The sequence below is a fragment of the Vagococcus proximus genome (assembly GCF_029143285.1).
Classification (GTDB): Bacteria; Bacillota; Bacilli; order Lactobacillales; family Vagococcaceae; genus Vagococcus_D; species Vagococcus_D proximus.
The window spans coordinates 132,288-156,594 of sequence record NZ_JAPDSH010000003.1; the positions used below are offsets into that span (position 1 = coordinate 132,288).

Below are 24,307 nucleotides of genomic sequence, written 5' to 3' on the forward strand. Positions count from 1 at the left end.
CGTATTGTTTTTTCTATTCTAACATCCATCTACTCACGTCCTTTATTCTTTTTCGTGTTGATCCTGTTCTTTACGACGACCTTTTCGTTTTTTCTCTTTTGAATCATCTATCTCTATCAGATTCTTATTTTTTTCACGTTGCGCATTCATTATAGCTTGTGCAGCTTGCTTACTCTCAGCTGCTTTATCTGATGGCAATACAATAGTTTCCATAATACTTGATGAGCGGTAGTTATCAGGTGCTCTTACAATTTCTGGCATAATAATACCTCCTTTAATTAATTATACCTCTAATCAAACCAACTTAATATAACGCTTTCAAAAAAGTTATCCTAACTCTTGCAACAAACGACCTCTTTTTAGACTATTTTTAACACATTGTCTAATAAAGGTTGAAAATACCTATAAAAACGCTTACAATTTGATTTGTTATCAATTCTAAAGGGGGAGCAAGATGAAAAAAAGATATGTATCACTAGCAATCGTATTAACATGCACGCTAATATTAACAGGTTGTTCTACAAAAAAAGATGAGGATAAAGCATCAAAGGAAGAAACTGGAGCCACTGAAAAAAAATTAACGATTTTAGGAACTTCTGACATCCACGGTCGCTACATGCCTTGGGATTATGCAACAGATGTCGCTAATACGGATGGTAGTTTTGCTCAGATCAGTACCATTGTAAATGAAGTAAGAAAAGAAGATCCTAATATGTTGCTGGTAGACGCAGGAGATTTAATCCAAGACAACTCCGCAGAACTCTTTCAAAAAGATGACCCACATCCTGCAACTGAATCACTAAAAGCTTTAAAATACGATATTTGGACAATGGGAAACCATGAATTCGATTACGGCTTTGATGTATTAGATAATATAACAAAACAATTTGATGGGGCTGTTCTAGCCGGAAATGTTCAACTAGAAGATGACACACCCTACTTTGCACCCTATAAAATTATTGAACGTGATGGCGTAAAAGTTGGCTTTATCGGAATGACTACACCTATGGTTGCTGAATTTAAAGAAGACACTGATATTTTTGATGGTAAAAAACTAACTGATCCTGTAAAAGAAACCATTAAAACAATCAAAGAGATTAAAGAAAAAGCAGATATCTTAGTTGCGGTTGTCCATATGGGAATTGAAAATGAAAATAACGTTGAAAATACAGGTGTAGCCGATATGGCTAAGCAAATTCCTGAACTAGATGTTATCTTCGCCGGTCATATGCATACCTTAGTTGAAGAAGAATTCATCAATGATGTGCTAATTGTCGAACCTGATAAATACGGTCGCTATGTTTCACGTGTTGATTTAACACTAGAAAAAGATAAAGATGGCTTCAAAACCAAAGAGAAAAAAGGATCAGCGATTAAAGTCGCTGACTATGAGGAAGATAAAAAAATCACTCAACTATTAGCTGACTCTCATGAGAAAGCACGAAAGGACGCTAACACTGAATTAGGAAAACTAATTGGAATGGATCTTGTTCCTGAAAATGAAATTAAAGGGATTCCTCAAGTCCAAATTCAAGAAACACCTCTCCATAATTTCCTTGGTGAAGTTATGCAACATTACAGTCAAGACGCTGATGTGGTTGCATTCCAAATCGACACGGATTCACCTAAATTAAATGTTGGCGATATCCGTAAAAAAGATATTGCTAAAAATTACCGCTACGCTGGTGGTGAAGTCACTGTTTATGACGTAACAGGTAAAGACTTAAAAGACTATATGGAATGGGCTGCTGGTTACTATAATACGCTTGAAGATGGCGATGTTACGATTAGTTTCGATAAAGAACGTCGAACAAGTAAATACAATACTAACGATCGCTTCCACGGAATAAAATATGATATCGACTTACGTGAACCCGCTAAAAAACGAATTAAAAATTTAACTAAATTAGATGGTACACCTATTAAAGACGATACCTCTATCAAAGTTGGGATGAATGCTTACCGTATGAAGTTCTTACAATCAGAAGACGGTCCTTTAGTTGGCCGCGACTTTAAAGAAATCTATAGTACGACTGACGAAGAGAATTTTGGTGAGGTTGATGGACGTATCCAACAACTATGTGCACGCTATCTTGATGAAGTCGTAAACCGAACATACGAGGGTAAAATGCTCCATAACTGGGATGTTATTGGCCTTGATAAAAATCAAGAAGGACGAGACGCTGTTGTAAAATTAATGAACGAGGGTATTATTAGTTTACCAAGTTCGGATGATGGCGTTGTAACTAATATTGAATCAATTAATATTAAAAAGAAACCTACTTCAGATGACATTAAAGCTATTGCTGATAAAGCTAAGCTAAATCCTGATGACTTTAAATCATGCGAAACAACTGGCGAACTCTACACTAAGGTCGCTGAAGCGTTGAAAAAATAAATAAAAAGGTAGCAAGTAAGTTTCAAACCTTACTTGCTACCTTTTTTAATTTAACATGTCTACTATCGAATAGTATTCCATACTATGCTTTCTCGCGGTTTCCATCAGTGTCACTTTTCCTTTATAAGTTGACACTCCTTGTCTTAAATGAGGATTATCACTTAATGCTTTCTTGCCACCTTTATTTGCTAACTCTAACACATACGGAAGGGTTGCATTACTTAACACTAGGGTTGCCGTTCTTCCATATAAAGCTGGCAAATTATCTACACAATAATGTCGAATACCAGCCACTTCATAGGTAGGGTTAGAAATGGTTGTTGCATAACTTGTTTCAATTGCTCCCCCTTCATCACACGAAACATCCACAATAAGACACCCCGGTTTCAGTTCCTTTAAATCGGATTCTTCAATCAAATGCCCCTCTCTATTTTTGGGCCACAATACACAATTGATAATCAAATCAGCTTCCAAACAAGCATTTCGTACCGTGTCTTTGGTTGCGTATAACAATTCCGTTGTTTTAGGTAAAAGCTGTTGAGCTTTTTCTAAATTTGCCAATCCTCTCCCTAAAAGGATGACATGATTGCCGAAAGACGCAGCTAATTCAGCAGCAGCTCGACCGGCATGTCCTGGTCCAATGACAACAACTCGAGGCGTTGGCAACCCTAAAATTGAATTAAGTAAAACTCCAACACCACCATGTATCGTTTGGAGTTGAGATAGTCCTTCAATAAAAGCGACTTTCCCCGCCAACTCACTCATCGGTTTTAAAATAGGAAACTCACCCGTTTCATCTGTAATATCTTCGTATGCTATGGCCAAGCACTTACTTGCTATAAGTGCCCTCATCTCTGATTCATTGCTATTCGTATGTAAGAAGCTCAAAATAATATGATGCTCTTTTAAATAAGAATAATCACGTTTTTCAATTTCTTTTACTTTATAAATAAGGATACTCTCTTTATAGACTTGCTCAGCATTTTGGCAAATAACAGCTCCTACTTTTTCGTACTCTCCATCTGTAAAGCCACTTCCTAAACCTGCTTCACTTTGGACATAAATGTCATGCTCTGCCTCAATAAGAATTAAAGCAGACTGTGGTGTACATGCTACTCGTTGCTCTCCATCTTTGGTTTCTTTTAAAATACCTATTTTCATTTTTATTACCCTATTCCGTGACTAAAGGAGTTGCTTACCCAATATCTTATTCCGTGACAACTACTGACAACCTTAAAACAACCTCCCTCTTATTACCACGAGTATACGCTTAATTTTGGACAACACCTAATCTAATCCTTAAAAACAATTTTAAAAATGGTATGATACCAAGTCGCAAGAACCCACCTTCTCGATTATTCAAATAAAAAATGGGACTCACTATTAATCCCTATCCCTCTGTAAAAAAATATCTTTGGTGGGTCGTTTATAGCTGTAGTAAGTATCGCAATACTTGACAGTTTCTTTATTATATCGGTCTTTTTTTAATAGTTTTTTTGTTACATGTTACGATTTTGTCTGTTTTATGCTAAAATAGATTAAAATTAAATTAGAAAGAAGTGTGAGTACCATTAGCAAGACAATTATTCCTGACAACTATTCTCCTATTCTAGACATTTATGACACACAAACAGCTATTGGCTTTATCAAAAAATGGTTTGAAGAAGCACTAAGCGGAAGCCTGAAATTAAAGCGCGTATCTGCCCCACTTTTCGTTAATGAAAAGTCTGGGCTTAATGATAATTTAAGTGGCAGTGAACGTCCCGTCCGTTTCGATATTCCTTCTTTAGAAGACCAGGGTGAAGTCGTTCATTCACTAGCCAAATGGAAACGAATGGCTCTTAAAAAGTATGACTTCCACGTAGGAAATGGTTTATATGCGGATATGAACGCCATTAGACGTGACGAAGAACTCGACAACCTTCATTCTCTTTACGTTGACCAATGGGACTGGGAACGGGTTATTACTGCAGACCAGCGGAACACTGCTTACCTACAGGAGGTCGTCCAAAGTCTTGTCAACGCGATTGCCGAAACCGCTAGTCGATTGCGAACAAGGTATCCTGCTTTACAGACACATATTGAAACGTCAGTTACCTTTATTACAAGTCAAGAACTAGAGGAGCTTTATCCAGATTTAACTCCTAAAGAAAGAGAACACGCTTTTGTCAAAGAACATCACACAACATTTATTACCCAAATTGGAGAGGCTTTAAAAAGCGGTCATCCTCATGATCATCGCGCACCTGACTATGATGATTGGGCTCTCAATGGTGATTTGCTCTTTTGGCATGAACCTCTTGAATGTTCCGTTGAACTGTCTAGTATGGGTATACGAGTTGACGAGACTTCCCTTGCCTACCAATTAAAACAAGCACAGGCAGAGGACCGTATGCGCTATGATTTTCATCAACAAATCGCCGCTAGTACATTGCCGTTGACTATCGGAGGAGGTATCGGACAAAGTAGGTTATGTTTATTACTTCTCGGAAAAGTACATATTGGTGAGGTTCAAGTTTCTCTATGGGACGAGGAAACTTTAACAGCGTGTCATAATCGTTTAACCTTATTATAGAAAAAAGCCAAAGGACTGGTGTCCTTTGGCTTTTTTTATAATAGAGCTTCAATTAATGAAGCCGTTTCTTCGATAGCTTTGTTATCTATATTAATAATAGTTGCGCCTAGCTGTTCATAGACACGTCTAGCATACGCAATTTCTTCAGTAATACGAGCAAGGTCAACATAAGTATTTTTCCCTGTTAACCCCATTGAGTCAGCTCTACTTTGACGGATTTTTTGGATATAAACCGGTTCTGCAATTAACCCTACAATTTTTTCACTTGGCACCTGATGCAAGACATCGGGCAGAGCAACCTCTGGTATTAAAGGCAAATTCGACACTTTATACGACTTATTTGCAAGGTACATACTTAAAGGTGTCTTAGACGTTCTAGAAATACCTAAGATAACAATATCAGATTTTAAGAATCCTTGGGGTTCCTTCCCATCATCATAACGAACTGCAAATTCTACTGCTTCTACTTGCTTAAAATAACGTTCGTTCATACGGTAAATAGAACCTGGTTTTTCTTCTGGCTCAACTCCTGTTTGACGGCTAATCATCTCTAATAGCGGGCTCATAAAATCAACATACTCTAACTGATTTTCTTTAGAAAATTCAGCTGCAAATAGATTTAAGTCCTTGCTCACAAATGTTGTGGCAACGATTGCTTGCTCGCTTACCGCTTCTTCCAAGATGCTTCTCAGCTCTTCTTTCGAATTAATAAAAGAAAAACGACGAACATTCTTTTTCTCAACACTCGAAAATTGAGCTAACACCGCGTTGATATTTTTTTGTATCGTTTCACCGATTGAATCTGACATGATATAAATTGTAATTTCATTTGACATCTCTATCTAAGTCCTTTCGATCTATGACCTTCGTCTACAAAATGTTTGACGACAATCGTCTTTGTTATTTTACCTATGACCTTGTAATTATTATCTGCTGCCACGACTGGTAATGAATCAACCTGACTTCTCATCAGTAAATCTGCTGTTTCAAGAATCGTTTGGTCCGCTGTCACCGCTACTACTTTCGGAACACGGGTCATTGCAATCGCCACAGGTAAGGTCTGATCACCTGAACTTACCATCGTTCTAAGTAAATCTTTTCGTGAAATAACACCGACTAATTCATCGTTCTCCGTTACGTACAACGTTCCCACATCATACATAAATAAAGAGGTAATCGCATCTCCTACTGTTGTCGCTTGAGAGATACATACAGCAGGTGTCATCACTTCCGCTATTTTCTTTTGATAGACTTCTTCAAATAACAACGGATCTACAGGGCTGTCAGCTAAGTAATAACCTACTTTAGGTTTGGCATCAAGCATTCCTGTCATAGTGAGCACGGATAAATCACTACGTAAGGTCGGCTTTGTCAATCCTAATTGTTTGGCAATTCTATCTCCTGTGATCGGTTGATTATCTTTAACAATCTTTATAATAGTTTGTTGTCTTTCTGTTAATTTCATGATCATCCACCGTCTCTTTAGTCTGACTCAATTATAGTACAGCCAGCTCTTTTGGGCAATCGACTACTCGTTTGCCATTAGTCCTACTTGTGCTGCTGTTAGACGTGCAAGCGGTACTCTAAACGGCGAACATGACACATAATCCAATCCTATTGATTGGAAGAATTTAATCGATGTTGGGTCACCTCCTAATTCGCCACAGACGCCAATCACCATATCCGGTTTAATACTACGCCCTCTGGCCACAGCTAATTTAATTAACTCCCCGACACCATGTTCATCAATCGTTTGGAATGGGTCATGGGAAATAATCCCTTTTTCAAGATACTCTGATAAGAATTTAGTGGCATCATCTCTAGAGAAACCATATGTCATTTGGGTTAAATCATTTGTTCCGAAGCTAAAGAAATCTGCTTCTTTTGCTAAGTCATCTGCGATCAAGCAAGCACGAGGCAACTCAATCATTGTCCCAATTTCATAAGGGAATGGGCATTTTTCACGTCCCATCACATCATCTATCACCTTAATTAATTGTGCTTTAATTTGTGACAACTCTTCCTTCTCCGCAACCAAGGGAATCATGATTTCAGGAACAACAGGTACCCCTTTACGACGCAATGTCATCGCGCTTAAGATAATCGCTTTAACTTGAACTTGATATAATTCTGGTAATGTCACGCCTAAACGACAACCGCGATGCCCTAGCATTGGATTTGTTTCTTCTAGGCTATGGATACGATTTGTTAATTTGGAAACATCCCACTCAATTTCTTTCGCTAAAACTTCAATTTCTTTTGAACTTGAGGGTAAAAATTCATGCAACGGTGGATCTAATAGACGAATGACCATCGGTTTTTCTCTCACGATATGGTACATTTTCTCAAAATCTGAACGTTGATAATCTAATAATTTTTCTAAAGCTTCTTGTTTTTCTGCCTCATCTTCTGTTAGGACTACTTTACGAATTTCTTGTAGGCGCTCTTTCTTGAAAAACATGTGCTCCGTACGAGCTAAGCCGACACCCACTGCACCGAAGTCCATCGCTGTTTGTAAATCTTGCGGCGTTTCAGCATTGGCTCTTACTTTTAAATCTGATACTGTATCTGCCCACTCCAACAACGTTGTCAGATGATGATTGGTTGTAATGCTTTCTTTTTCTAATACACCCAGGTAAATGACACCTGACGTTCCGTCAACAGAAACCCAGTCACCTTCTTCTAAGGTCACACGATCTACCGAAACCGTTCCGGCTTCCTCATCAATCACTAGATTGCCACACCCTGTGACACAACACGTCCCCATACCTCTAGCAACAACTGCTGCATGAGAGGTCATCCCTCCGTGATTCGTTACAATCGCTTGACTGGTAATCATACCTTCAATATCATCTGGTGACGTTTCATTTCGAACTAAAATAACAGGATCACCTGCTAAATGAAGAGCTTTTGCTGCTTCTGAATCAAAACAAATTTTTCCGCTTGCTGCCCCTGGACTAGCACCTAACCCTTTAGAAAATAGCGTTGCTCTTGCCTTACTCTCTTCGGAAAAAACATCATGCAATGTTGAGTTAACCATATCAGGGGTTACTTTCAATAAGGCCTCTTCTTTTGTGATCAGACGCTCTTCTGCCATCTCCACTGCAATTCTTAATGCCGCCTGATTTGTTCGTTTGCCATTACGTGTTTGCAGTAAATACAAACGATTATCTTCTATTGTAAACTCAATATCTTGCATGTCATGGTAGTGCGTTTCTAATTGCTCAACTAATTTTTTCAATTCATGATACATGTTAGGCATTTCTTCCGCTAAAGATGCAATCGGTTGTGGTGTTCTGATACCAGCAACCACATCTTCCCCTTGAGCATTAATCAAAAATTCGCCGAATAATTCATTCTCACCATCTGATGGATTTCGAGAAAAAACAACGCCTGTCCCACTCTCTTCACCACTATTTCCGAAGACCATACTCTGGACATTAACGGCTGTCCCTAGATTATGATCTATGTTATGTAACTCTCTGTATGTCATCGCGCGTTTATTATTCCATGATTCAAAAATAGCTGTTACCGCAATTCTCAATTGCTCAGTTGCCGTTTGCGGGAAGACTAACCCGTGTTCCTCGTAAAGTTTATGAAATTTAGTAATGATAGTTTTTAGTTCTGTTAACGAAAAATCTGTCACATTTTTTTTAGATTGCTCTTCTTGCCTCGCAATAATATTATCAAATTTAATCTTTGGAATAGCATAGACCACTTCACCAAACATTTGAAGTAGACGACGATAACAATCATAAGCAAAGTGTGCATCACCTGTTAATTCAGCAAATCCCTCTACTGTCTCATCACTCAAACCTAAATTTAAAATTGTATCCATCATACCAGGCATCGAAAACTGTGACCCACTTCTAACTGATACTAATAGTAAATTAGTCGGATCATCAAAATGCTTACCAGTTCGCTGTTCTAACCGTTCTATAGCACCATCTAACTCTGACCATAGTTGAGAAACGCTTTCATTATTTTCTAAATAATTAATACATGTAGGAGTGGTTATGGTGAAACCAGTTGGTACAGGTAATCCCAAACGAGACATTTCTGCTAGATTAGCACCCTTTCCCCCAAGCAACTTTCTCATTTCACCAGTACCTTCTGAAAAATCGTAAATACGTTTTGTCATGATTAGTATAACCTCCAAGTTATGAATTTTATTAAGATGTTTTATTTTATATAAGACGTATCATTTGTATGGGTTGATTATATAATACGTCTTATATATATTCAAGACGTATTATATAACTTTTTTTATATCCTTCCTATTCTGGACGAAAAAAAGAGCCCCAAGAGGCTCTTTTAAATTTATATTATCTTTTTAACATCAACTCATATGCCTCTTTTCCAATGGTTTGCAAGATAGAAATTTGTTCAGATTCATCACCATTCTCAGACATAACTGTTAAAATATAACTTCCTTCCGGACCTTCAACTAATAATGTATCATTTTGGACACCGAAATCACTATATTCCCCCGATTTACAGTATATTTTCATTTTATCAGAAATAGAATTTGCAAGTTTATCATGATTTTTACCTTTAGATAATATCTCTAGCATTTGCCTATCTTCTTCTTCACCTATTAATTTTTTTTCTGCTAATTTGGTCATTAACTCCCCCACATCATCAACCGATGTGTAATTATCTTTTCCTTCACTAATAGCTGTTGTATCCCCCATTTTTCGAGCAAGGATAGTGTCTCTATATCCTCTGTCTAAAATATAATCTGATATTTCTTCAATTCCACCTAAACGGTCGATTATAACATTAGTTGCTGTATTGTCACTATCAATAATCATTAAATTCAATAACTCTTCAGTTGTATACACAGTCCCTTCTTCAGCATTCTGTATATCACCCGTTCCAGGAACTTTATCTTCCTCTAACAATTCATACGGCTCATCTAACACTAACTTATCAGCCTTCACTTGAAAAAATGCATTTTCCAAAATAAAAAGTTTAATCGTACTTGCCGATAACATCTTCTTACTACTTCCACTTACTCCATTAGGTTCAGAAAGATCATGTAAGTAATAACTATAATATCCTTTTAATCCCTTAACATTTTCAACAATTTTATTGGGTAACTCTTTCATAAAACTTGAACCCTTTTTTTTCTTAACTTCTTTTTCCTCAGTCTCGTGTATATCCTCTTCTTTTTGGGATACCTTAGTCTGTTCCATACTCGTCTTTAAAAGCGATTCTGTTTGTTCAGTCTCATTAGATGCCTCTATGGTTTCCACAGTAACAGCTATCTTTTCCCCAGCATGCTTTTGACTCATATTAATCGTTCCAATAATCCCGATAGCTACACCAAATAAAAATAATAATAGGCCTTTAAACAGTACTATCTTTCTATTTTTCACTTTTTTAATGGGTTCATCCACATTTTTTTGAATTTGTATGTCTTTAACTACCTCGGTCTGCTCTTGGCTACCCTTAAGTTGGACATTCTTTTCTTCAGAATTCGAAATTGTAGCTTCAACTTTTGGAATTATTTCTACTCCATTTTTTTCTAATCGTTCATTTCTTCTAGTTACTCGTCTTTTAGATTTACTTTTTTTTCTTGAAGGTGTCTTTTTACGACAATTTCCACACACAATTTTTCCTGTTTCAACTTCATTATGACATTTTCTACAACGCATTATTTTACCTCTATGCTTTTCTTTGATAGTAATCTTCTTATATTACTTTACTATTGTAGCATTTTATCAATTCTATCAACTACTTTTTGCAATTTCCTGTCCATTTTTTGATGTTTTTAGTAAACAAAAAAATCTAGACAGCTTATCTGTCTAGATTTTTTATTAAATACCTAATAGAGGTGCTGGATTTACAAATCCACTCCAAATACCTGTTGCTACACCAAAGTGTAAGTGAACACCTGTTGAATTTCCAGTTGTGCCCATTAAACCAATGGTTTGACCAGTAGAGACACTTTGACCGGCTCCTGCAATCAGACTACTCATATGCATGTAGTAAGAATAGTAACCATCACCATGATCAATAATAATATAATTACCTGCCGAAGGATCAAAACCTGATTGTGCCACAGTTCCTGACTTAGCTGCTAAAATCGGCGTGCCATGTGAACCCGCTAGGTCTATTCCATCATGTCCATTACCTGATACACCATTCGGATCTTGACGGTAACCAAACGGGCTAGTCACGATTAAAGCACCTGATAGTGGCGATGCCCAACCTGATCCTGTCGCCGGTGGTGTTGCGACTTCTTCTTTTTCAACTTCTGGTTGTGGTTCTTCTTGCGTTTGTTCTACCACTTCCGTTTCTGTAACTGTTTCTTCTTGTGTTTCTGTTGTCGCCTCTGTTTGTACTTCTTCTTGTGTTTCTTTCGTTGCTTCTGTAACTTGAGTTTCCTCTTGTGTTTCTGTTGTTGCTTCTGTTGTTGTTTCTGTAACTTGAGTTCCTTCTTGTGTTTCTGTTGTTGCTTCTGTAACCTGAGTTTCTTCTTGTGTTTCTGTTGTTGCTTCTGTAACTTGAGTTTCTTCAACTACTTGTTGTGCGTCTTGTTCTTTTTGAGCCTGTTCTTTAGCCGCTTGCTCTTGTTCTGCCTTAGCTCTAGCTTCTTGTTCTGCTTTAATTCTAGTTTCTTGCTCTTTCGCTGCTTGTTCTTTCGCAATCACCGCTTGACGTGCTTGCTCTTCTTCAGCTTGCTTTTGTAACTTCTCTTGTAATTTTTTCTCTTCTGCTAAACGTTTCAATTCAGCCTTACGACGTGCTTCTGCTTTTTTCTTTTCTTTAACAAATTTAGATTTCTCAGCCTTTTCTGTCGCTAAAGCCGCACCAATTTCATTAATTTTGACTGCTTGCTCTAATTTTGCTTCCAATAAAGACTCTTTGTTAGCTGCTAATTCATTTGTCTTTTCTGTAATGACCTCAATTTTTTCTGCCATTTCATCTTGTAGTACAACGAGCTTCTCTTTATCTTTCTTTTGTGTAGCCATAACATCATTATTTGTTGAAACTAATTTAGTCATTGCCAGTCCTTTAGTAATAGCATCCGTCAATGATTCCGAATTAGTTAAGATATAAATCAGTGGGGATTCATTGGCATTCAATTGAGCATTACGTGCTTGCTTTTCAATTTGAACTTTACGTTTTTCAATTTTTTCTTTCAATACACTTACTTTATCGTTAATCTTATTTAATTTTTCCTCATTTGAAACTTTCTCTGCTAATGTCGCGTCATACTCCGCTTCTAATTGTGAAATATCGGACTCTAATGACCCCAGATAAGCATCTGCTTCAGCTTTATCCTTTGTAATCGCATCAATTTTGTTATCTGCTGCTTGGATTTTATCATCAATACTATCTGCTAAACTAACTAATGGACTTGATACACCCATTGTAATAACTGTTAGTGCTAAAATTAAACTCTTCTTCATAGTTGTTGTGTTCTCCTTTATTTTAACTCTTATTAATATGAGCTTTACCTACCCTCATACGATACCTTATAGATGTGTAGATTTTATGGAGATAAGCCCAAATATCGGAATCGTAACGATTGAAATATAACGATAACATTTGATAATTTTAGAGTAATTTAGATATCCTTGCTTTTGTAAAAAATAGTAAAGCTATGATATTATGGGCTTATCATACTGAATTTCATTAGAAAGGACGTTTAATATGAAGATTATTTTATTGGATAATGACGTAGATGATTCTAAAAAATTAAAATCTTTTTTAGAGTCACAAAACTACACGGTATTCCTAGCTGATTCTAAAAGCCAGCTGACAGAACTTATTTCTACTAATCAAATAGATTTACTTTTAATCGATCCTCTCTCCTCTGAAGGAAATGACTACTACTATATTGAGGAACTTACAACCACCTATCAAATGCCACTTATTATTGTTAGTACTTTTAACGACGAAACTAATGTTGTGGCTGGTTTGTCTTCTGGAGCCGATGATTACCTTTCAAAACCTATTCGTTACCAAGAATTATTGGCTCGAATAAATAAAACAATGAAACATCAAGGTAATAGCTCACATTCTGATATTCTGCTCTTTGATGAAGGAACCCTTTGTATCACCCCATCATCACGACAAGTCTTTATTCAAGGTAAAGAGGTGACTCTTACACATTCAGAATACTTATTACTACTCACTTTAGCTGGTAATCCTACAAAATATTTCTCTAGAAGCGAATTACTTGATCAGGTGAAAGGGATTGATTTCGATGGACATGATCGCATTATTGATTCTCATATTAAAGATCTTAGAAAGAAAATCGAACCTAATCCTAAAGAACCACGTTATATTATTACGGTCCATGGAAGTGGGTATCGGTTTGGTCCACTTGATACATTTTTCAATTAAGAAACATTTACAGAACTCTATTTTCAGTTCCATATCCATTACTAACTATCGTTTTGTGTACTTTTCTAACCAAATTGATAGTTAAGTTTTAATAATAGATTGTTTTATATTGCACAGTGCTAATATATCGTGATATTATTTTCTTATCTTATTGAAGGAGATGACTAGTTATGAAACCAGAAGAATTAGTAGCAAAAGCTAAAGAAATGTTAAATGATGGTAAATTAGAAGACGCTAAAGCGTTCATCGAAGAGCACAAAGAAGATATTGGAGATAAAATCCATGATCTTACAGGTTTATTAGGTGAAAATGCTGGTGAAGCATTACATAATGCTGAAGGTATGTTAGACAAAGTTAAAGGTCTTTTCGGCAAATAATCCACCCATTATGAGAAAAAAAGGGCTTCCATTAGGAAGCCCTTTTTTCTATTGTTTTTTCCAAAACCTTATGATATAGTTTTGGAAACTAGATAAAATAATCAAGGAGATCATTTACATGTCCGATTCAGATATTCATTGGCAAACCAATCTTAATAGTATACATTTGCCTCGTTGGCACGAGTTACCTGATATCCCTATTTATATGGATCAACTTGTAACTTTGGTTGAACGTTATACTCTTCCTTTTAAATTAGGTTCAAGCAATCAACATTTAATTACATCTGCAATGATCAATAACTACGTCAAAAAAAAATGGATTTTACCACCTGAGAAAAAAAAATATGACCGTAGACATCTTGCCAAATTAATTATCATTACAACTCTAAAGCAATCCTTTGATATGTCTATCATTCAAAAAGGGATAGCAACCCAACAAGGTGACGGTGTTGATTACCGTATTAATTACGATCAATTTTGCCAACAAATGGAAGATACGATACAACAATTTCTAGTTGTTGACAATCTAGTTAAGTTGGAAATGCCCCTTGTAAATACTAATTATTTACCTATACAAATGGCAACAATTTCACTTGTTGCTAAGCTTATAGCCGAACATACGATTGATCGTATACCCACTAAACATACAGAAACTGAGGATAACTGACCTATGAAAAATTCTATCGCCTTACTAGTAGACTCTGGAGTAGATTTACCAAAAGATATTTCAAATCAAGCTGGGATTTATGAAGTCCCTTTAAATATTATTTACAAAGATGCGACTTATATTGACAATGTTACGATTACTTCTGATGAAATTTATGCACGATTAGATACGGAAATTCCATCTACATCGCTACCTGATGGAAATACAATTCATGCAATCGTAGAGCAAATACTTGCTGATGGCTACACTCAAGCTATTGTTTTAACTATCTCAACTGGTTTAAGTGGCACATACAATGCGCTAAAACTTAATTTAGAACATTTTCCACAACTAGAAACAGCGATGATTGATACTAAAAATATTACAATGGGGGCTGCGCTTCAAGGTGTCTATGCCAAAGAATTAATTGATAGCGGTTTAGACCTAGCCACAATTGAATCACGCTTAAATGCCAATATTCCAAATGCCAAAGTTTACTTCAGCTTACCAACCTTAGAGTATTTGAAAAAAGGTGGCCGTATCGGACTTGTCTCTTCTGTTATTGGACACGCTCTAAACCTTCATCCCGTTATCTCTTGTAATGAAGAAGGTGTCTATCATACTGTTACAAAAGCCCGTGGCCGTAAACGTAGCTTAGAAAAAATGATTCAAGATGCTGAAAAATTTGTCGCATCTAGTACACTTTATGATATTGGTGTTGCACATTCTAATTGTCCAGAAGATGCTAAAGCCTTGATGGCAACAATTAAAGAGCGTCTTCCACATAGTAATATTTTCTTATTCGACCAAGTTACACCTGCCTTAGGTGTTCATGTCGGTCCTGATGGCGTCGGCTTTGCTATTATGAAACGTGATTAAAAAAAACTCCCTAACTATTAGGGAGTTTTTTTTAATCTTTTGGTAATAATATGGTTATTTTAAACATATCACCATCTACAACGATATCTAATTTACCTCCATGAAGTAACACAATTGCGTTAACAATTGCCAAACCTAAACCTGAACCTTCTGTTTGTCTAGCAGAATCACCACGAGTGAAGCGCTCAACTAATTGTTGCGCATTCTCATTTAACTCATATTTTGAAATGTTTTTCAATTGTATGCTAACTCTATCTGGTAATTCCTCTAAACGGAGATAAACTCTTGTATGAGGTAAACTGTATTTAATAATATTCCCCATCAAATTATCAATCACTCGCCACATCTTATCTCCATCCACCGAAACTAGTATAGGTTCAGATGGTTTTGTCACGATTAATTTCAATTCTTTTTTTTCCAATTCTTCTTCATATTCAGCTACAGATTGTTCTAGTAATTGCCCCATATTCACAGTCTGTTTGCTTAACCTTATTTCACCATTATTTAATTTAGTGACATCAAATAAGTCATTAATTAATTTTTTCATACGATCAGCATTTCGATTAATAATCTCTGTGTACTCTAATCGTTCTTTTTCTGTTAAATTATCTTTGGTTAACAAATCACCATACGAAATAATGGAAGTTAGAGGCGTTCTTAAATCATGGCTCACATTTGTTAAGAGTTCTGTTTTAAGTGCTTCTGATTGTCTGCTATTAGCGGTAACTTGTGAGATAACAGCTTTTAATTCATCCATATCTAATAACATATCAGCTGTTGTATGACTTTGATCTACATTATCACTGTAGGCGGCTAAAACTTTGTTTAACTCACCTTTTAGTTGGTCAATTCTGACTTCTCTACGCCACATTAACAGCGTAAATATAACAAGTAAACTTCCCCCTATTGCTAATGTAATCAACCAACTAATTTGGGTATCACTATAAAACTGCAAAAAGACTGTTGCCATATTAAAACTAATTCCTACTACTATGCAGACCGCTCCCAGCACTTGTAAAAAGATTGGCAATTTACGAATCATTTCCATACATAGCCCTACTATCTTAACCGGCCATGTTTCTTTTAAAAATGCTTTGACTTGATGATTACGACTTAGCTTTTCCAAACTTAAATAACTGCTTTTAACCAAAAATATAATGGCTATACTTAATAGTAAAGAAAACATAATGATTAGGATTAGAATGCCTACTGGAAAATACCGGAGTGTCCCTAAGCGAGTCACAAAGACAAACAAACCTAACGTAAAAATAAGTACGAACACTCGACTGTCGAGTGGAATTTTATTACACATTGTCACTAATCTTGATCTATTAGGACTTTTCAAATAAAAATAACCAATAATAGCCCCTATAATAAGTAATACTAAACTTCCACTAAATGACATGCGTTGATTTTTTATTTTTTGAGCTTCTCTAAGGTAATCCTTTTCTAACTCTGATCCCTTAGCAATTGCGACAACACCACGTAACGAATGGCCTGATGCAGAAGCTCTCCAAGTGTATGTCAAAACTTGTGGGGCTTCTATTGCCATATCAATTTCTATTGGTTTAGCTACTGTTTCTTTTTTTAAATATTCATAAATATTTTCCTCTGACATATTAACTTTGCTGAACTCTTTATTCTTATAAACATTGCCTTCAGCATCCACTAAATAATACCAATACTTTTCTTTGATTGTTTTAATTAGGGGAGTATAGTCCCTCACTATTTTATCTTTATTATCTATAATTTCTTGATTGTATTCTTTTACAATTTTTTTTCTTACTTTACCTTCATCTCTGTAGTTATCTACTACTGCAGAGATCTTTTGATCCCGTTCTTCTATTAAGGCCGCTTCTTTTTGAGGAGACTTATCTCGCTTTGCTTGCGCAATACTACTTCGATACTGTTCTGTAATATCTACGACCTGTGTTCCTAGATTACCAAAACGATACCGATACTCCTCTATTTCTGCTTCACTTATATCTGAAGACTCAATCTTATTCTTATCATAGCTTTCTAAATAATTATAGACATACACATCACTTAATTCTCTTTCTACGGTTAACTGATCAAACTGACTATTTTTGTTTGATATTACCGCCCCCATCGTCTTAAACCAAATGGATGTAATGGCTACTAGGATGACTGCTAAAGTAAGAGCAAGTCCTCTATTTTTCAATTTTATAACCTACCCCCCACACTACTTTTAGATATTTAGGGTTTTTAGGATTTACTTCTATCTTTTCTCTAATTTTACGAATATGAACAGAGACTGTATTATCAGAATTAAAGCTGGGTTCCTGCCAAACTGTTTCATAAATCTCATCGATTGAATACACTCGACCTGGCTGCATCATTAGAAGCTCTGTAATTTTAAACTCTGTTCGAGTTAATTTTACGTTTTGGCCTTCTACCATGACTTTTTTTGCTACTCTGTCAAGTATTAAGCCATTCACTTCCAGGATATCGGCATTTTGAGTCGTTTCAAATTCACCTAAAGATAGATAACGTCGTAACAAAGATTCAACACGAGCCAATAATTCGAGTGGGCTAAACGGTTTACTCAAATAATCATCCGCACCATTCGTTAAGCCCATCACTTTATCAACTTCCTCATTTTTAGCACTTAACATCAAGATTGGGACATTTTTAGATTCTCGAATTTTTTGCATTGTTGCAATACCATCTAATCTAGGCATCATAACATCTAAAATAATAAGGTGAACCATTGTCTCCTCTAATTTTTTTAGTGCATCTAAACCGTCTACTGCTTCAACAACCGTATATTTTTTTTGTTCAAGATATATTCTAACAGCCTGTCTGATTTCTTTATCATCATCGACCACTAATATTGTATTTGTCACACTAACCCCTCCAGACCTTTTCTCTCATTATACCCAATCGCTAAAGTCCTTGAAAGACTTAGCTTCTTAATAGTTTCTTAACCAAAAAAAATGGCCCACTACATAGTGAGCCAGTTTTTTTTAATCCAGTTTTGCGAAAGCTTCTGTTTGCATTTTTTTAATCGTAGCAACAGATTCTTTCATTTTTAATTTTTCGACATCATTCAATGGGATTTCGATAACTTGGCGAATGCCTTCACGGTTTATAACAGCTGGTGAACCGATGTAAACATCCTCTTCCCCATAAGCTCCGTCAAGTGCTACAGATAGTGGAAAAATCGCATTTTCATCATCAAAAATAGCTTTTGTAATACGAGCTAAAGCAATCGCAATACCGTAATGAGTTGAACCTTTGCGTTCTATAATCTTATAAGCCGCATCTCTAACATCTGCGACTAAATCAATCAAACGTTCTTCTGTAATATCTGGTTGTTTTTTAACCCATTCATAAATTTGTAAGCCCCCGACATTAGCATGTGACCAGACTGGGAACTGGGTATCACCATGTTCACCGATAATATAAGCATGAACGTCACGTGCATCCACATCAATAATTTTTGCAAGCGAACGGCGGAAACGCGCACTATCAAGTGATGTCCCTGACCCAATTACACGGTGCTTAGGTAAGCCTGAGAATTTTTGAACGGCATACGTTAAAATATCGACAGGATTACTTGCAACTAGAAAAATACCATCAAATCCACTCGCCATAATCTCAGAAACAATAGATTGTGTGATTTTTAAATTTTTATTGATTAAATCCAATCTTGTTTCGTTTTCTTTTTGAGCTGCTCCTGCTGTTAAGACAATCAAATCTGCATCATGACAATCCGCATAAGTTGCAGCATATATTTTCTTTGGAGATGTGTACGCTAATCCATCAGATAAATCTAAGGCGTCACCTTCACTTTTTCCAATATTTAGATCAATAATTCCTAGCTCACGTCCGATATTCTGTGCAACTAATGCAAAAGCATAACTAGAGCCTACATCGCCCGCCCCTACTAAGATAATTTTTTGTTTTTCTTTCATTTGATTCATGCGACCACTCCTTCAATCTTAATCGTGTCTCTATCATTATAGTAACGGTATCGCTTGAAAAAATAAACTATTTTGACTGATACTGGTTCATATAAAAGAACAAAAAAACCACTTCTGTTTAAGAAGTGGTTTTAATTTAAATTTTACCTTCAGCTTTTAATTTCACTGTTAATTTTTCTAGCATTTCTTTTGTCATACCATCTAAATCGAATTTTGGAGAGAAATCCCATTCTTCTTTTGCACATGTTGCATCGATTGAGTTTGGCCATGATTCTGCAATTCCTTGGCGAACTGGGTCAACGTCATAACCCATCTCAAACTCTGGCATTACTTTTTGAATCGATGCTGCAATTTCTTCAGGAGTAAACGCCATTGCTGTAATATTGAAGGCATTGCGGTGAACTAATCGTTTTGGATCAGCTGTCATCAATTTAATAATCGCCTCAATCGCATCATCCATGTACATCATATCCATTGATGTTCCTTCTGCAATAAATGATTTGTAAGAACCTGATTTAAGAGCTTCATAATAAATATCTACAGCATAGTCAGTTGTACCGCCACCTGGCTCTACTTTATAAGAAATCAAACCTGGGAAACGGACTGAACGTGTATCAACACCGTATTTAGTATAGTAGTAATCTGCTAATAATTCGCCAGCTACTTTTGTCACACCGTACATTGTTGTTGGGTGCATTAAATCATCTTGTGGCGTGTTATCTGGTTGTGAGTCTGGACCGTAAGCTGCAATCGATGATGGTGCAAAGAATTTAGTATCTAGTTCACGTGCGACTTCAAGACCATTCATCAAACCAGTCATGTTTAAATTCCAAGCAAAGGCTGGACGTGCTTCTGCAGTTGCTGAAAGTAAAGCTGCTAAGTGAATAACTGTATCAACATTGTTATCTTTAGCTAAAGCTAAAAATTTATCATAGTCTGTTACATCAAGAATTTCAAAAATTCCTTCTTCACATACAGGACTTCCTTCAATTTTACGAATATCAGTTGCAATCACGCTATCCATTCCATTATCCTGGCGCAGACGGTAAACTAATTCAGAACCGATTTGGCCTAACGCACCGGTTACTAATACTTTTTTCATTATTAATTCTCTCCTTTATATTGAATTAAATTAAGTCGAATTCTTTTCCAACTTTTTCATAAATTGCTAATGCTTGGTCTAACATCTCTGTTGTGTGAGCTGCTGTTGGCATGTTACGTACACGCCCTGTTCCTAGTGGCACAGTTGGGAAGACGATTGATTTTACATAAACGCCTTCTTCATATAAACGTTTGCTGAAATCTTGCGCTTTTTGCTCATCTCCAATAATTACTGGTGTAATAGGCGTTTCAGTAATACCTGTTTTAAAGCCCATTGCTTGTAATTTTTCTTTGAAGTAAGTTGCATTTTCCCAAAGTTTTTCATTTAAGCTAGTGTCTTCATCCAAAATTTTAAGAGAACGAGTTGCTGCTGCCGCATCTGCTGGTGTTAGTGCAGTTGAGAATAAGAATGGACGAGAGCGTACTTTTAACCAATCGATTAAATCTTGTTTACCCGCTACATAGCCACCAACAACACCAATTGCTTTTGATAATGTTCCAATTTGAAAGTCTACTTCTTTTTCCAAACCAAAATGCTTAACAGTACCATGACCATGACCTAATACACCTGAACCATGAGCGTCATCAACGTAAACCATTAAATCGAATTCTTTTGCAATTTCCACGATTTCAGGTAATTTACAAATATCGCCATCCATTGAGAAAACACCATCTGTAATAAACATTGCTTTTTCATATAAACCTGACTCGCGAACTTCTTTCGCTTTTGCACGGAAGTCTTCCATATCAGAGTGATTAACACGAACAATTTTAGCACCCGATAAACGACACCCGTCGATAATTGAGGCATGATTTAATTCATCAGAAAGAATAACATCTTTTTTACCCATTACAGCTGAGATAGCTGCCATGTTACAGTTGAAACCTGATTGGTAAGCAATCGCTGCTTCAGTTCCTTTGAATTTTGCTAATTCTTTTTCTAAATCTAAATGAACATCTAATGTTCCGTTGATTGTACGAACAGCTCCTGCTCCTGCTCCCCATTTATCTAAAGCATCTTTAGCTGTTTCGATTAAACGCTCATCTGTTGCTAAACCAAGGTAGTTGTTTGAAGAAAGATTAATTAAATCACTGCCACCAATTGTAATAATCGGGCCATTAGCACTTTGTAAAGGTTCAATTTCATTATAAAGACCTTTATTCTTTAATTCATTTAAGTTGGCATCTAAAAATGCTTGTAATTCTTTACTCATAATATATTCCTCCAATAATTTATTTGAACAGCAAAAACACTGTCAGTTATCATGTTCCATTATACTAATAAATACTATAAATTGTTACCAATATCAATCGCTTACAGTATATACTTAACCAATTATAATAATTAATGCCAAATTCTTAATCTACCCGTTCAATAACCGATAAACAAACTAACTTTAGACCATCGTCCCATAAAAGATAGGACTTTAGGTGGATACATTGAGACTCTTTCAAAGGTATAGTTAATGTATTAAGAAAATAACTTTAAGGAGTGACACGGATATGACAAATCAAACAACTTTACTTTCAACTATTATAGGGATTATCGGATTCATCTTCGTCTTTTCATTTTTCTCAATCATGTTAGGTGGTCTAATCGGTGTCATTCTTCACATCATTATTCCAATGGGATTAGTTATCTTGTTAGCTAATTACTTTTTCAAACCTAATCACAACCACTCACATTAAAAAAAGCTAAGCTGACTTTATCAGCTTAGCTTTTTTATTACCCTAACGCCACATCCAATACCATCATAATAATAAACCCAACCATCACACCAAACACCGCATGATGATTTTTACTTGATGAATTTTGTTGCGCCTCTGGAATTAATTCTTCTACTACTACATAAATCATCGCTCCTGCCGCAAATGCTAAAGCATAGGGAAGAACTGATGTTAATTTCGTAACTAATATCGCACCTAATACACCGGCAATCGGTTCGACAATACCTGATGCCTGACCATACAAGAACGCTTTCCAACGGCTCAATCCTTCTTGACGAAGTGGAATTGAAACAGCTGCTCCTTCTGGAAAATTCTGAATCCCAATCCCAATTGCCACGGATACAGCTGCAAGCACACCTGCTGTTGGGTTAACCATTTGATTAGCTGCACCAAATGCCACCCCTACTGCTAAACCTTCCGGGATATTATGTAATGTAATTGAGAATACTAACAAAATAGTTCGTTTTAAATGACTCGGCATCCCTTCAACTTCTTGATTAGGACCAAAATGCATATGTGGAATCACACGGTCTGCTGCATATAGGAATAATCCTCCTGCTGCAAAACCAATTCCCGCTACTAACCACGGAATTGACCCATTTGCTTCTGCTTGTTCGATCGCAGGATCTAATAATGACCAAAAACTAGCCGCAATCATAACACCTGATGCGAAACCAAGCATTAAATTTAAAATATCTTTTTTTATGTCCTTAAAGAAAAATACCAATGCAGCCCCTAGAGCTGTCATACCGTATGTAAATAATGTCCCTACTAATGCTTGTTGCCAAGCATCTAAACTGACTAACCAATTGATCATACCTGTCTCACTCCTGCCTCAACTTTTATACATTTAATATATCTATACTGTTATTTTAACATAGGGTTTAGAAACGTGCTTATTTGAACTCTTCGTACAAAAAAAAGAGCCTGGCATTAGAAAACTAATGACAGGTCGTAGATGTTTTATTTAATTAACTTGTTCTTGCGGGATAATAATGCCTAACTTCTAAACTTTTTGATTTGTTGATCTAAACCACTGTGATTACTTAACCAATAAATAACCGCAGTTTTTATTGGGAATAAAATCAGTGATTTTGTTATTCTAACGGGGATATTTACAAGTGCTGGTTTTCCCATCATGATGTATAACCATAAGGTATTCATCCCGATATCAACAATCACTTCAATTAAGAAACTTGCCAACATGATTTTTTTTAGAGACATTTTCTTTTTATAGAAGAAAACACCGTAAATCCATCCAGTTACAAAAGTGGATACTGAAAATCCTGGAAAATAAGGCGCTGTCTTTGGAAATAAGACAATCCCAATAAAATCAGCAAGTGTTGAGCCTGCTCCAGTTAACACTGGACCAAAAATCATCGCCATGATAACCGTTGGTATAAATAAAAAACTGATTCTAACAAAAGGCGTTTCGATTGCTAAAAAACGCGTTAAAATTAATTGTAGCGCCATTAATATTCCCATTAATGCGATACCTTGTGTTGATACTTTTCTTTTTAACATTTTGTGCATCTCCTTAGTAGAGCTGCTACATCCTATGCAGCGAATGCGAAAATAAAACCGCGAATAGATTAACAATACTACTTCAAGTGACCCTCCCATACTCCCGCTTAATGAAAGAGGCCTCTTTTCATTAAATTATCCTTCGTTCGAGTGGCAACATCCCATCCACTCGACACTTAACGCTTTATTTCCTACTCTGATAATTTGGTATAAAATACCACCTACTACTATAGCATGAATGTAAGCCCAGCACTATCAAAGAGTATCGAAACTTAATACGCACTCATTGGTTTTTGAGGATCTTCTTTAACTACTTGTCGAAAATCTAAAAAACCGTTCGCTAATCCACGAATTAGTACCTCTGCAGCACCTATATTTGTCGCTAAAGGAATTTCATACACATCACTTAAACGTATCAAAGCATTTACATCTGGTTCATGAGGCTGTGAGGCTAATGGATCACGTAAAAATATAATCATATCCATTTTATTTTCTGATACCATTGCACCAATTTGTTGATCACCACCAAGTGGCCCTGATTTAAAACGATGGATATTCAATCCTGTTGCTTCTGTTATTTTTAAACCCGTTGTTCCTGTAGCAAATAATTCGTGTTGTTCTAAAATAGGTTGATAAGCCGTCGCCAATTTAATAATCGTATCCTTTTTTCTATCATGTGCTACTAATGCAATTTTCATCCTAACAACACCCTTCTTTTTTCTTTTAGTGTACCACAGTCCTTTAATAATTTAAGTACTTGGTCACATTGAC

The 24,307-nt window shown here is 36.1% G+C and carries 22 protein-coding genes and 1 riboswitch; of the genes, 7 read left to right on the forward strand and 15 right to left on the reverse strand.

The features are described 5' to 3' along the window. Window positions 1-42: 42 nt before the first annotated feature. Window positions 43-261: a hypothetical protein gene (locus OL233_RS05245; RefSeq protein ID WP_275471318.1), complete on the reverse strand. Its 219-nt coding sequence runs from the start codon at window positions 259-261 to the stop codon at window positions 43-45. Window positions 262-454: 193 nt separating this feature from the next. Between OL233_RS05245 and OL233_RS05250 the strand changes: the two genes are divergently transcribed. After that, the gene (locus tag OL233_RS05250; protein ID WP_275471319.1) at window positions 455-2,398 is read left to right on the forward strand and encodes a bifunctional metallophosphatase/5'-nucleotidase; all 1,944 of its coding nucleotides are present in this window, start codon (window positions 455-457) and stop codon (window positions 2,396-2,398) included. Window positions 2,399-2,443: 45 nt separating this feature from the next. Here OL233_RS05250 and OL233_RS05255 read toward each other — a convergent pair whose 3' ends face one another. Continuing rightward, entirely contained in the window at window positions 2,444-3,559 is a 1,116-nt protein-coding gene (locus OL233_RS05255) for an alanine dehydrogenase (RefSeq protein ID WP_275471320.1), read from the reverse strand. A gap of 409 nt (window positions 3,560-3,968) precedes the next feature. On the opposite strand from OL233_RS05255, the gene asnA reads away from it, so the two are divergent. Then, window positions 3,969-4,973 (forward strand): aspartate--ammonia ligase, encoded by a 1,005-nt coding sequence (gene asnA / locus OL233_RS05260; RefSeq protein WP_275471452.1) that lies wholly within the window; start codon window positions 3,969-3,971, stop codon window positions 4,971-4,973. 35 nt (window positions 4,974-5,008) lie between these two features. On the opposite strand, the gene OL233_RS05265 is transcribed toward asnA, so the two are convergent. The 5 genes from OL233_RS05265 to OL233_RS05285 all read right to left on the reverse strand — a co-directional run bounded on the left by OL233_RS05265 (window position 5,009) and on the right by OL233_RS05285 (window position 12,394). After that, window positions 5,009-5,815 carry a pyruvate, water dikinase regulatory protein gene (locus tag OL233_RS05265; RefSeq protein ID WP_275471453.1) on the reverse strand — a complete coding sequence of 269 codons (807 nt, stop codon included), beginning with the start codon at window positions 5,813-5,815 and terminating at the stop codon, window positions 5,009-5,011. Continuing rightward, complete coding sequence (locus OL233_RS05270) at window positions 5,812-6,438, reverse strand: CBS domain-containing protein (protein ID WP_275471321.1); 627 nt, start codon at window positions 6,436-6,438, stop codon at window positions 5,812-5,814. Before OL233_RS05270 ends, OL233_RS05265 begins: the two co-directional genes overlap by 4 nt. A gap of 63 nt (window positions 6,439-6,501) precedes the next feature. After that, window positions 6,502-9,114 carry a pyruvate, phosphate dikinase gene (ppdK, locus tag OL233_RS05275; RefSeq protein WP_275471322.1) on the reverse strand — a complete coding sequence of 871 codons (2,613 nt, stop codon included), beginning with the start codon at window positions 9,112-9,114 and terminating at the stop codon, window positions 6,502-6,504. Between the two features lie 184 nt (window positions 9,115-9,298). Continuing rightward, on the reverse strand, window positions 9,299-10,633 hold the full coding sequence (locus OL233_RS05280) for a serine hydrolase (RefSeq protein ID WP_275471323.1): 1,335 nt from the start codon (window positions 10,631-10,633) through the stop codon (window positions 9,299-9,301). 162 nt (window positions 10,634-10,795) lie between these two features. Continuing rightward, window positions 10,796-12,394 carry a peptidoglycan DD-metalloendopeptidase family protein gene (locus OL233_RS05285; RefSeq protein WP_275471324.1) on the reverse strand — a complete coding sequence of 533 codons (1,599 nt, stop codon included), beginning with the start codon at window positions 12,392-12,394 and terminating at the stop codon, window positions 10,796-10,798. Between the two features lie 259 nt (window positions 12,395-12,653). Here OL233_RS05285 and OL233_RS05290 point away from each other — a divergent pair, with 259 nt between their 5' ends. The 4 genes from OL233_RS05290 to OL233_RS05305 all read left to right on the forward strand — a co-directional run bounded on the left by OL233_RS05290 (window position 12,654) and on the right by OL233_RS05305 (window position 15,236). Beyond that, window positions 12,654-13,334 carry a response regulator transcription factor gene (locus OL233_RS05290; protein WP_275471325.1) on the forward strand — a complete coding sequence of 227 codons (681 nt, stop codon included), beginning with the start codon at window positions 12,654-12,656 and terminating at the stop codon, window positions 13,332-13,334. Window positions 13,335-13,504: 170 nt separating this feature from the next. Beyond that, window positions 13,505-13,711 carry a hypothetical protein gene (locus OL233_RS05295; RefSeq protein WP_126831748.1) on the forward strand — a complete coding sequence of 69 codons (207 nt, stop codon included), beginning with the start codon at window positions 13,505-13,507 and terminating at the stop codon, window positions 13,709-13,711. 118 nt (window positions 13,712-13,829) lie between these two features. Continuing rightward, entirely contained in the window at window positions 13,830-14,378 is a 549-nt protein-coding gene (locus OL233_RS05300) for a DUF1836 domain-containing protein (protein WP_275471326.1), read from the forward strand. A 3-nt stretch (window positions 14,379-14,381) separates the two neighbouring features. Further along, window positions 14,382-15,236, forward strand: a complete 855-nt coding sequence (locus OL233_RS05305; protein WP_275471327.1) for a DegV family protein — start codon at window positions 14,382-14,384, stop codon at window positions 15,234-15,236. A gap of 31 nt (window positions 15,237-15,267) precedes the next feature. Here OL233_RS05305 and OL233_RS05310 read toward each other — a convergent pair whose 3' ends face one another. The 5 genes from OL233_RS05310 to OL233_RS05330 all read right to left on the reverse strand — a co-directional run bounded on the left by OL233_RS05310 (window position 15,268) and on the right by OL233_RS05330 (window position 21,501). Next, the gene (locus OL233_RS05310; RefSeq protein ID WP_275471328.1) at window positions 15,268-17,418 is read right to left on the reverse strand and encodes a sensor histidine kinase; all 2,151 of its coding nucleotides are present in this window, start codon (window positions 17,416-17,418) and stop codon (window positions 15,268-15,270) included. Continuing rightward, window positions 17,408-18,103 (reverse strand): response regulator transcription factor, encoded by a 696-nt coding sequence (locus OL233_RS05315; protein WP_275471329.1) that lies wholly within the window; start codon window positions 18,101-18,103, stop codon window positions 17,408-17,410. The genes OL233_RS05310 and OL233_RS05315 overlap by 11 nt, the downstream gene beginning before the upstream one ends. A 120-nt stretch (window positions 18,104-18,223) precedes the next feature. Continuing rightward, window positions 18,224-19,183, reverse strand: a complete 960-nt coding sequence (locus OL233_RS05320) for an L-lactate dehydrogenase (protein WP_275471330.1) — start codon at window positions 19,181-19,183, stop codon at window positions 18,224-18,226. Window positions 19,184-19,319: 136 nt separating this feature from the next. Continuing rightward, a complete protein-coding gene (locus OL233_RS05325; protein WP_126831754.1) occupies window positions 19,320-20,285 on the reverse strand; it encodes an NAD-dependent epimerase/dehydratase family protein in 966 nt (321 codons plus the stop codon). Window positions 20,286-20,310: 25 nt separating this feature from the next. After that, entirely contained in the window at window positions 20,311-21,501 is a 1,191-nt protein-coding gene (locus tag OL233_RS05330; protein WP_275471454.1) for a glycine C-acetyltransferase, read from the reverse strand. Between the two features lie 286 nt (window positions 21,502-21,787). Between OL233_RS05330 and OL233_RS05335 the strand changes: the two genes are divergently transcribed. After that, a complete protein-coding gene (locus OL233_RS05335) occupies window positions 21,788-21,973 on the forward strand; it encodes a hypothetical protein (RefSeq protein ID WP_275471331.1) in 186 nt (61 codons plus the stop codon). Between the two features lie 37 nt (window positions 21,974-22,010). Here OL233_RS05335 and OL233_RS05340 read toward each other — a convergent pair whose 3' ends face one another. From OL233_RS05340 to mgsA, 3 genes are all read right to left on the reverse strand, one after another. Continuing rightward, window positions 22,011-22,829 (reverse strand): ZIP family metal transporter, encoded by an 819-nt coding sequence (locus OL233_RS05340; protein ID WP_275471332.1) that lies wholly within the window; start codon window positions 22,827-22,829, stop codon window positions 22,011-22,013. A 182-nt stretch (window positions 22,830-23,011) separates the two neighbouring features. Continuing rightward, window positions 23,012-23,536: a folate family ECF transporter S component gene (locus OL233_RS05345; protein WP_275471333.1), complete on the reverse strand. Its 525-nt coding sequence runs from the start codon at window positions 23,534-23,536 to the stop codon at window positions 23,012-23,014. A 35-nt stretch (window positions 23,537-23,571) separates the two neighbouring features. Next, window positions 23,572-23,737, reverse strand: a riboswitch (THF riboswitch). Window positions 23,738-23,808: 71 nt separating this feature from the next. Continuing rightward, complete coding sequence (mgsA, locus tag OL233_RS05350; protein ID WP_275471334.1) at window positions 23,809-24,234, reverse strand: methylglyoxal synthase; 426 nt, start codon at window positions 24,232-24,234, stop codon at window positions 23,809-23,811. Between the last annotated feature and the right edge of the window lie 73 nt (window positions 24,235-24,307).

Excerpts from the sequence above, each read along its gene's own strand:
- mgsA (WP_275471334.1), bottom strand. The coding sequence starts at position 24,234 with ATGAAAATTGCATTAGTAGCACATGATAGAAAAAAGGATACGATTATT.
- OL233_RS05280 (WP_275471323.1), bottom strand. The coding sequence starts at position 10,633 with ATGCGTTGTAGAAAATGTCATAATGAAGTTGAAACAGGAAAAATTGTG.
- OL233_RS05305 (WP_275471327.1), top strand. The coding sequence starts at position 14,382 with ATGAAAAATTCTATCGCCTTACTAGTAGACTCTGGAGTAGATTTACCA.
- OL233_RS05340 (WP_275471332.1), bottom strand. The coding sequence starts at position 22,829 with ATGATCAATTGGTTAGTCAGTTTAGATGCTTGGCAACAAGCATTAGTA.
- OL233_RS05325 (WP_126831754.1), bottom strand. The coding sequence starts at position 20,285 with ATGAAAAAAGTATTAGTAACCGGTGCGTTAGGCCAAATCGGTTCTGAA.
- OL233_RS05285 (WP_275471324.1), bottom strand. The coding sequence starts at position 12,394 with ATGAAGAAGAGTTTAATTTTAGCACTAACAGTTATTACAATGGGTGTA.
- OL233_RS05300 (WP_275471326.1), top strand. The coding sequence starts at position 13,830 with ATGTCCGATTCAGATATTCATTGGCAAACCAATCTTAATAGTATACAT.
- OL233_RS05335 (WP_275471331.1), top strand. The coding sequence starts at position 21,788 with ATGACAAATCAAACAACTTTACTTTCAACTATTATAGGGATTATCGGA.
- OL233_RS05245 (WP_275471318.1), bottom strand. The coding sequence starts at position 261 with ATGCCAGAAATTGTAAGAGCACCTGATAACTACCGCTCATCAAGTATT.
- OL233_RS05345 (WP_275471333.1), bottom strand. The coding sequence starts at position 23,536 with ATGTTAAAAAGAAAAGTATCAACACAAGGTATCGCATTAATGGGAATA.
- OL233_RS05320 (WP_275471330.1), bottom strand. The coding sequence starts at position 19,183 with ATGAATCAAATGAAAGAAAAACAAAAAATTATCTTAGTAGGGGCGGGC.
- ppdK (WP_275471322.1), bottom strand. The coding sequence starts at position 9,114 with ATGACAAAACGTATTTACGATTTTTCAGAAGGTACTGGTGAAATGAGA.
- OL233_RS05270 (WP_275471321.1), bottom strand. The coding sequence starts at position 6,438 with ATGAAATTAACAGAAAGACAACAAACTATTATAAAGATTGTTAAAGAT.
- OL233_RS05295 (WP_126831748.1), top strand. The coding sequence starts at position 13,505 with ATGAAACCAGAAGAATTAGTAGCAAAAGCTAAAGAAATGTTAAATGAT.
- OL233_RS05255 (WP_275471320.1), bottom strand. The coding sequence starts at position 3,559 with ATGAAAATAGGTATTTTAAAAGAAACCAAAGATGGAGAGCAACGAGTA.
- OL233_RS05250 (WP_275471319.1), top strand. The coding sequence starts at position 455 with ATGAAAAAAAGATATGTATCACTAGCAATCGTATTAACATGCACGCTA.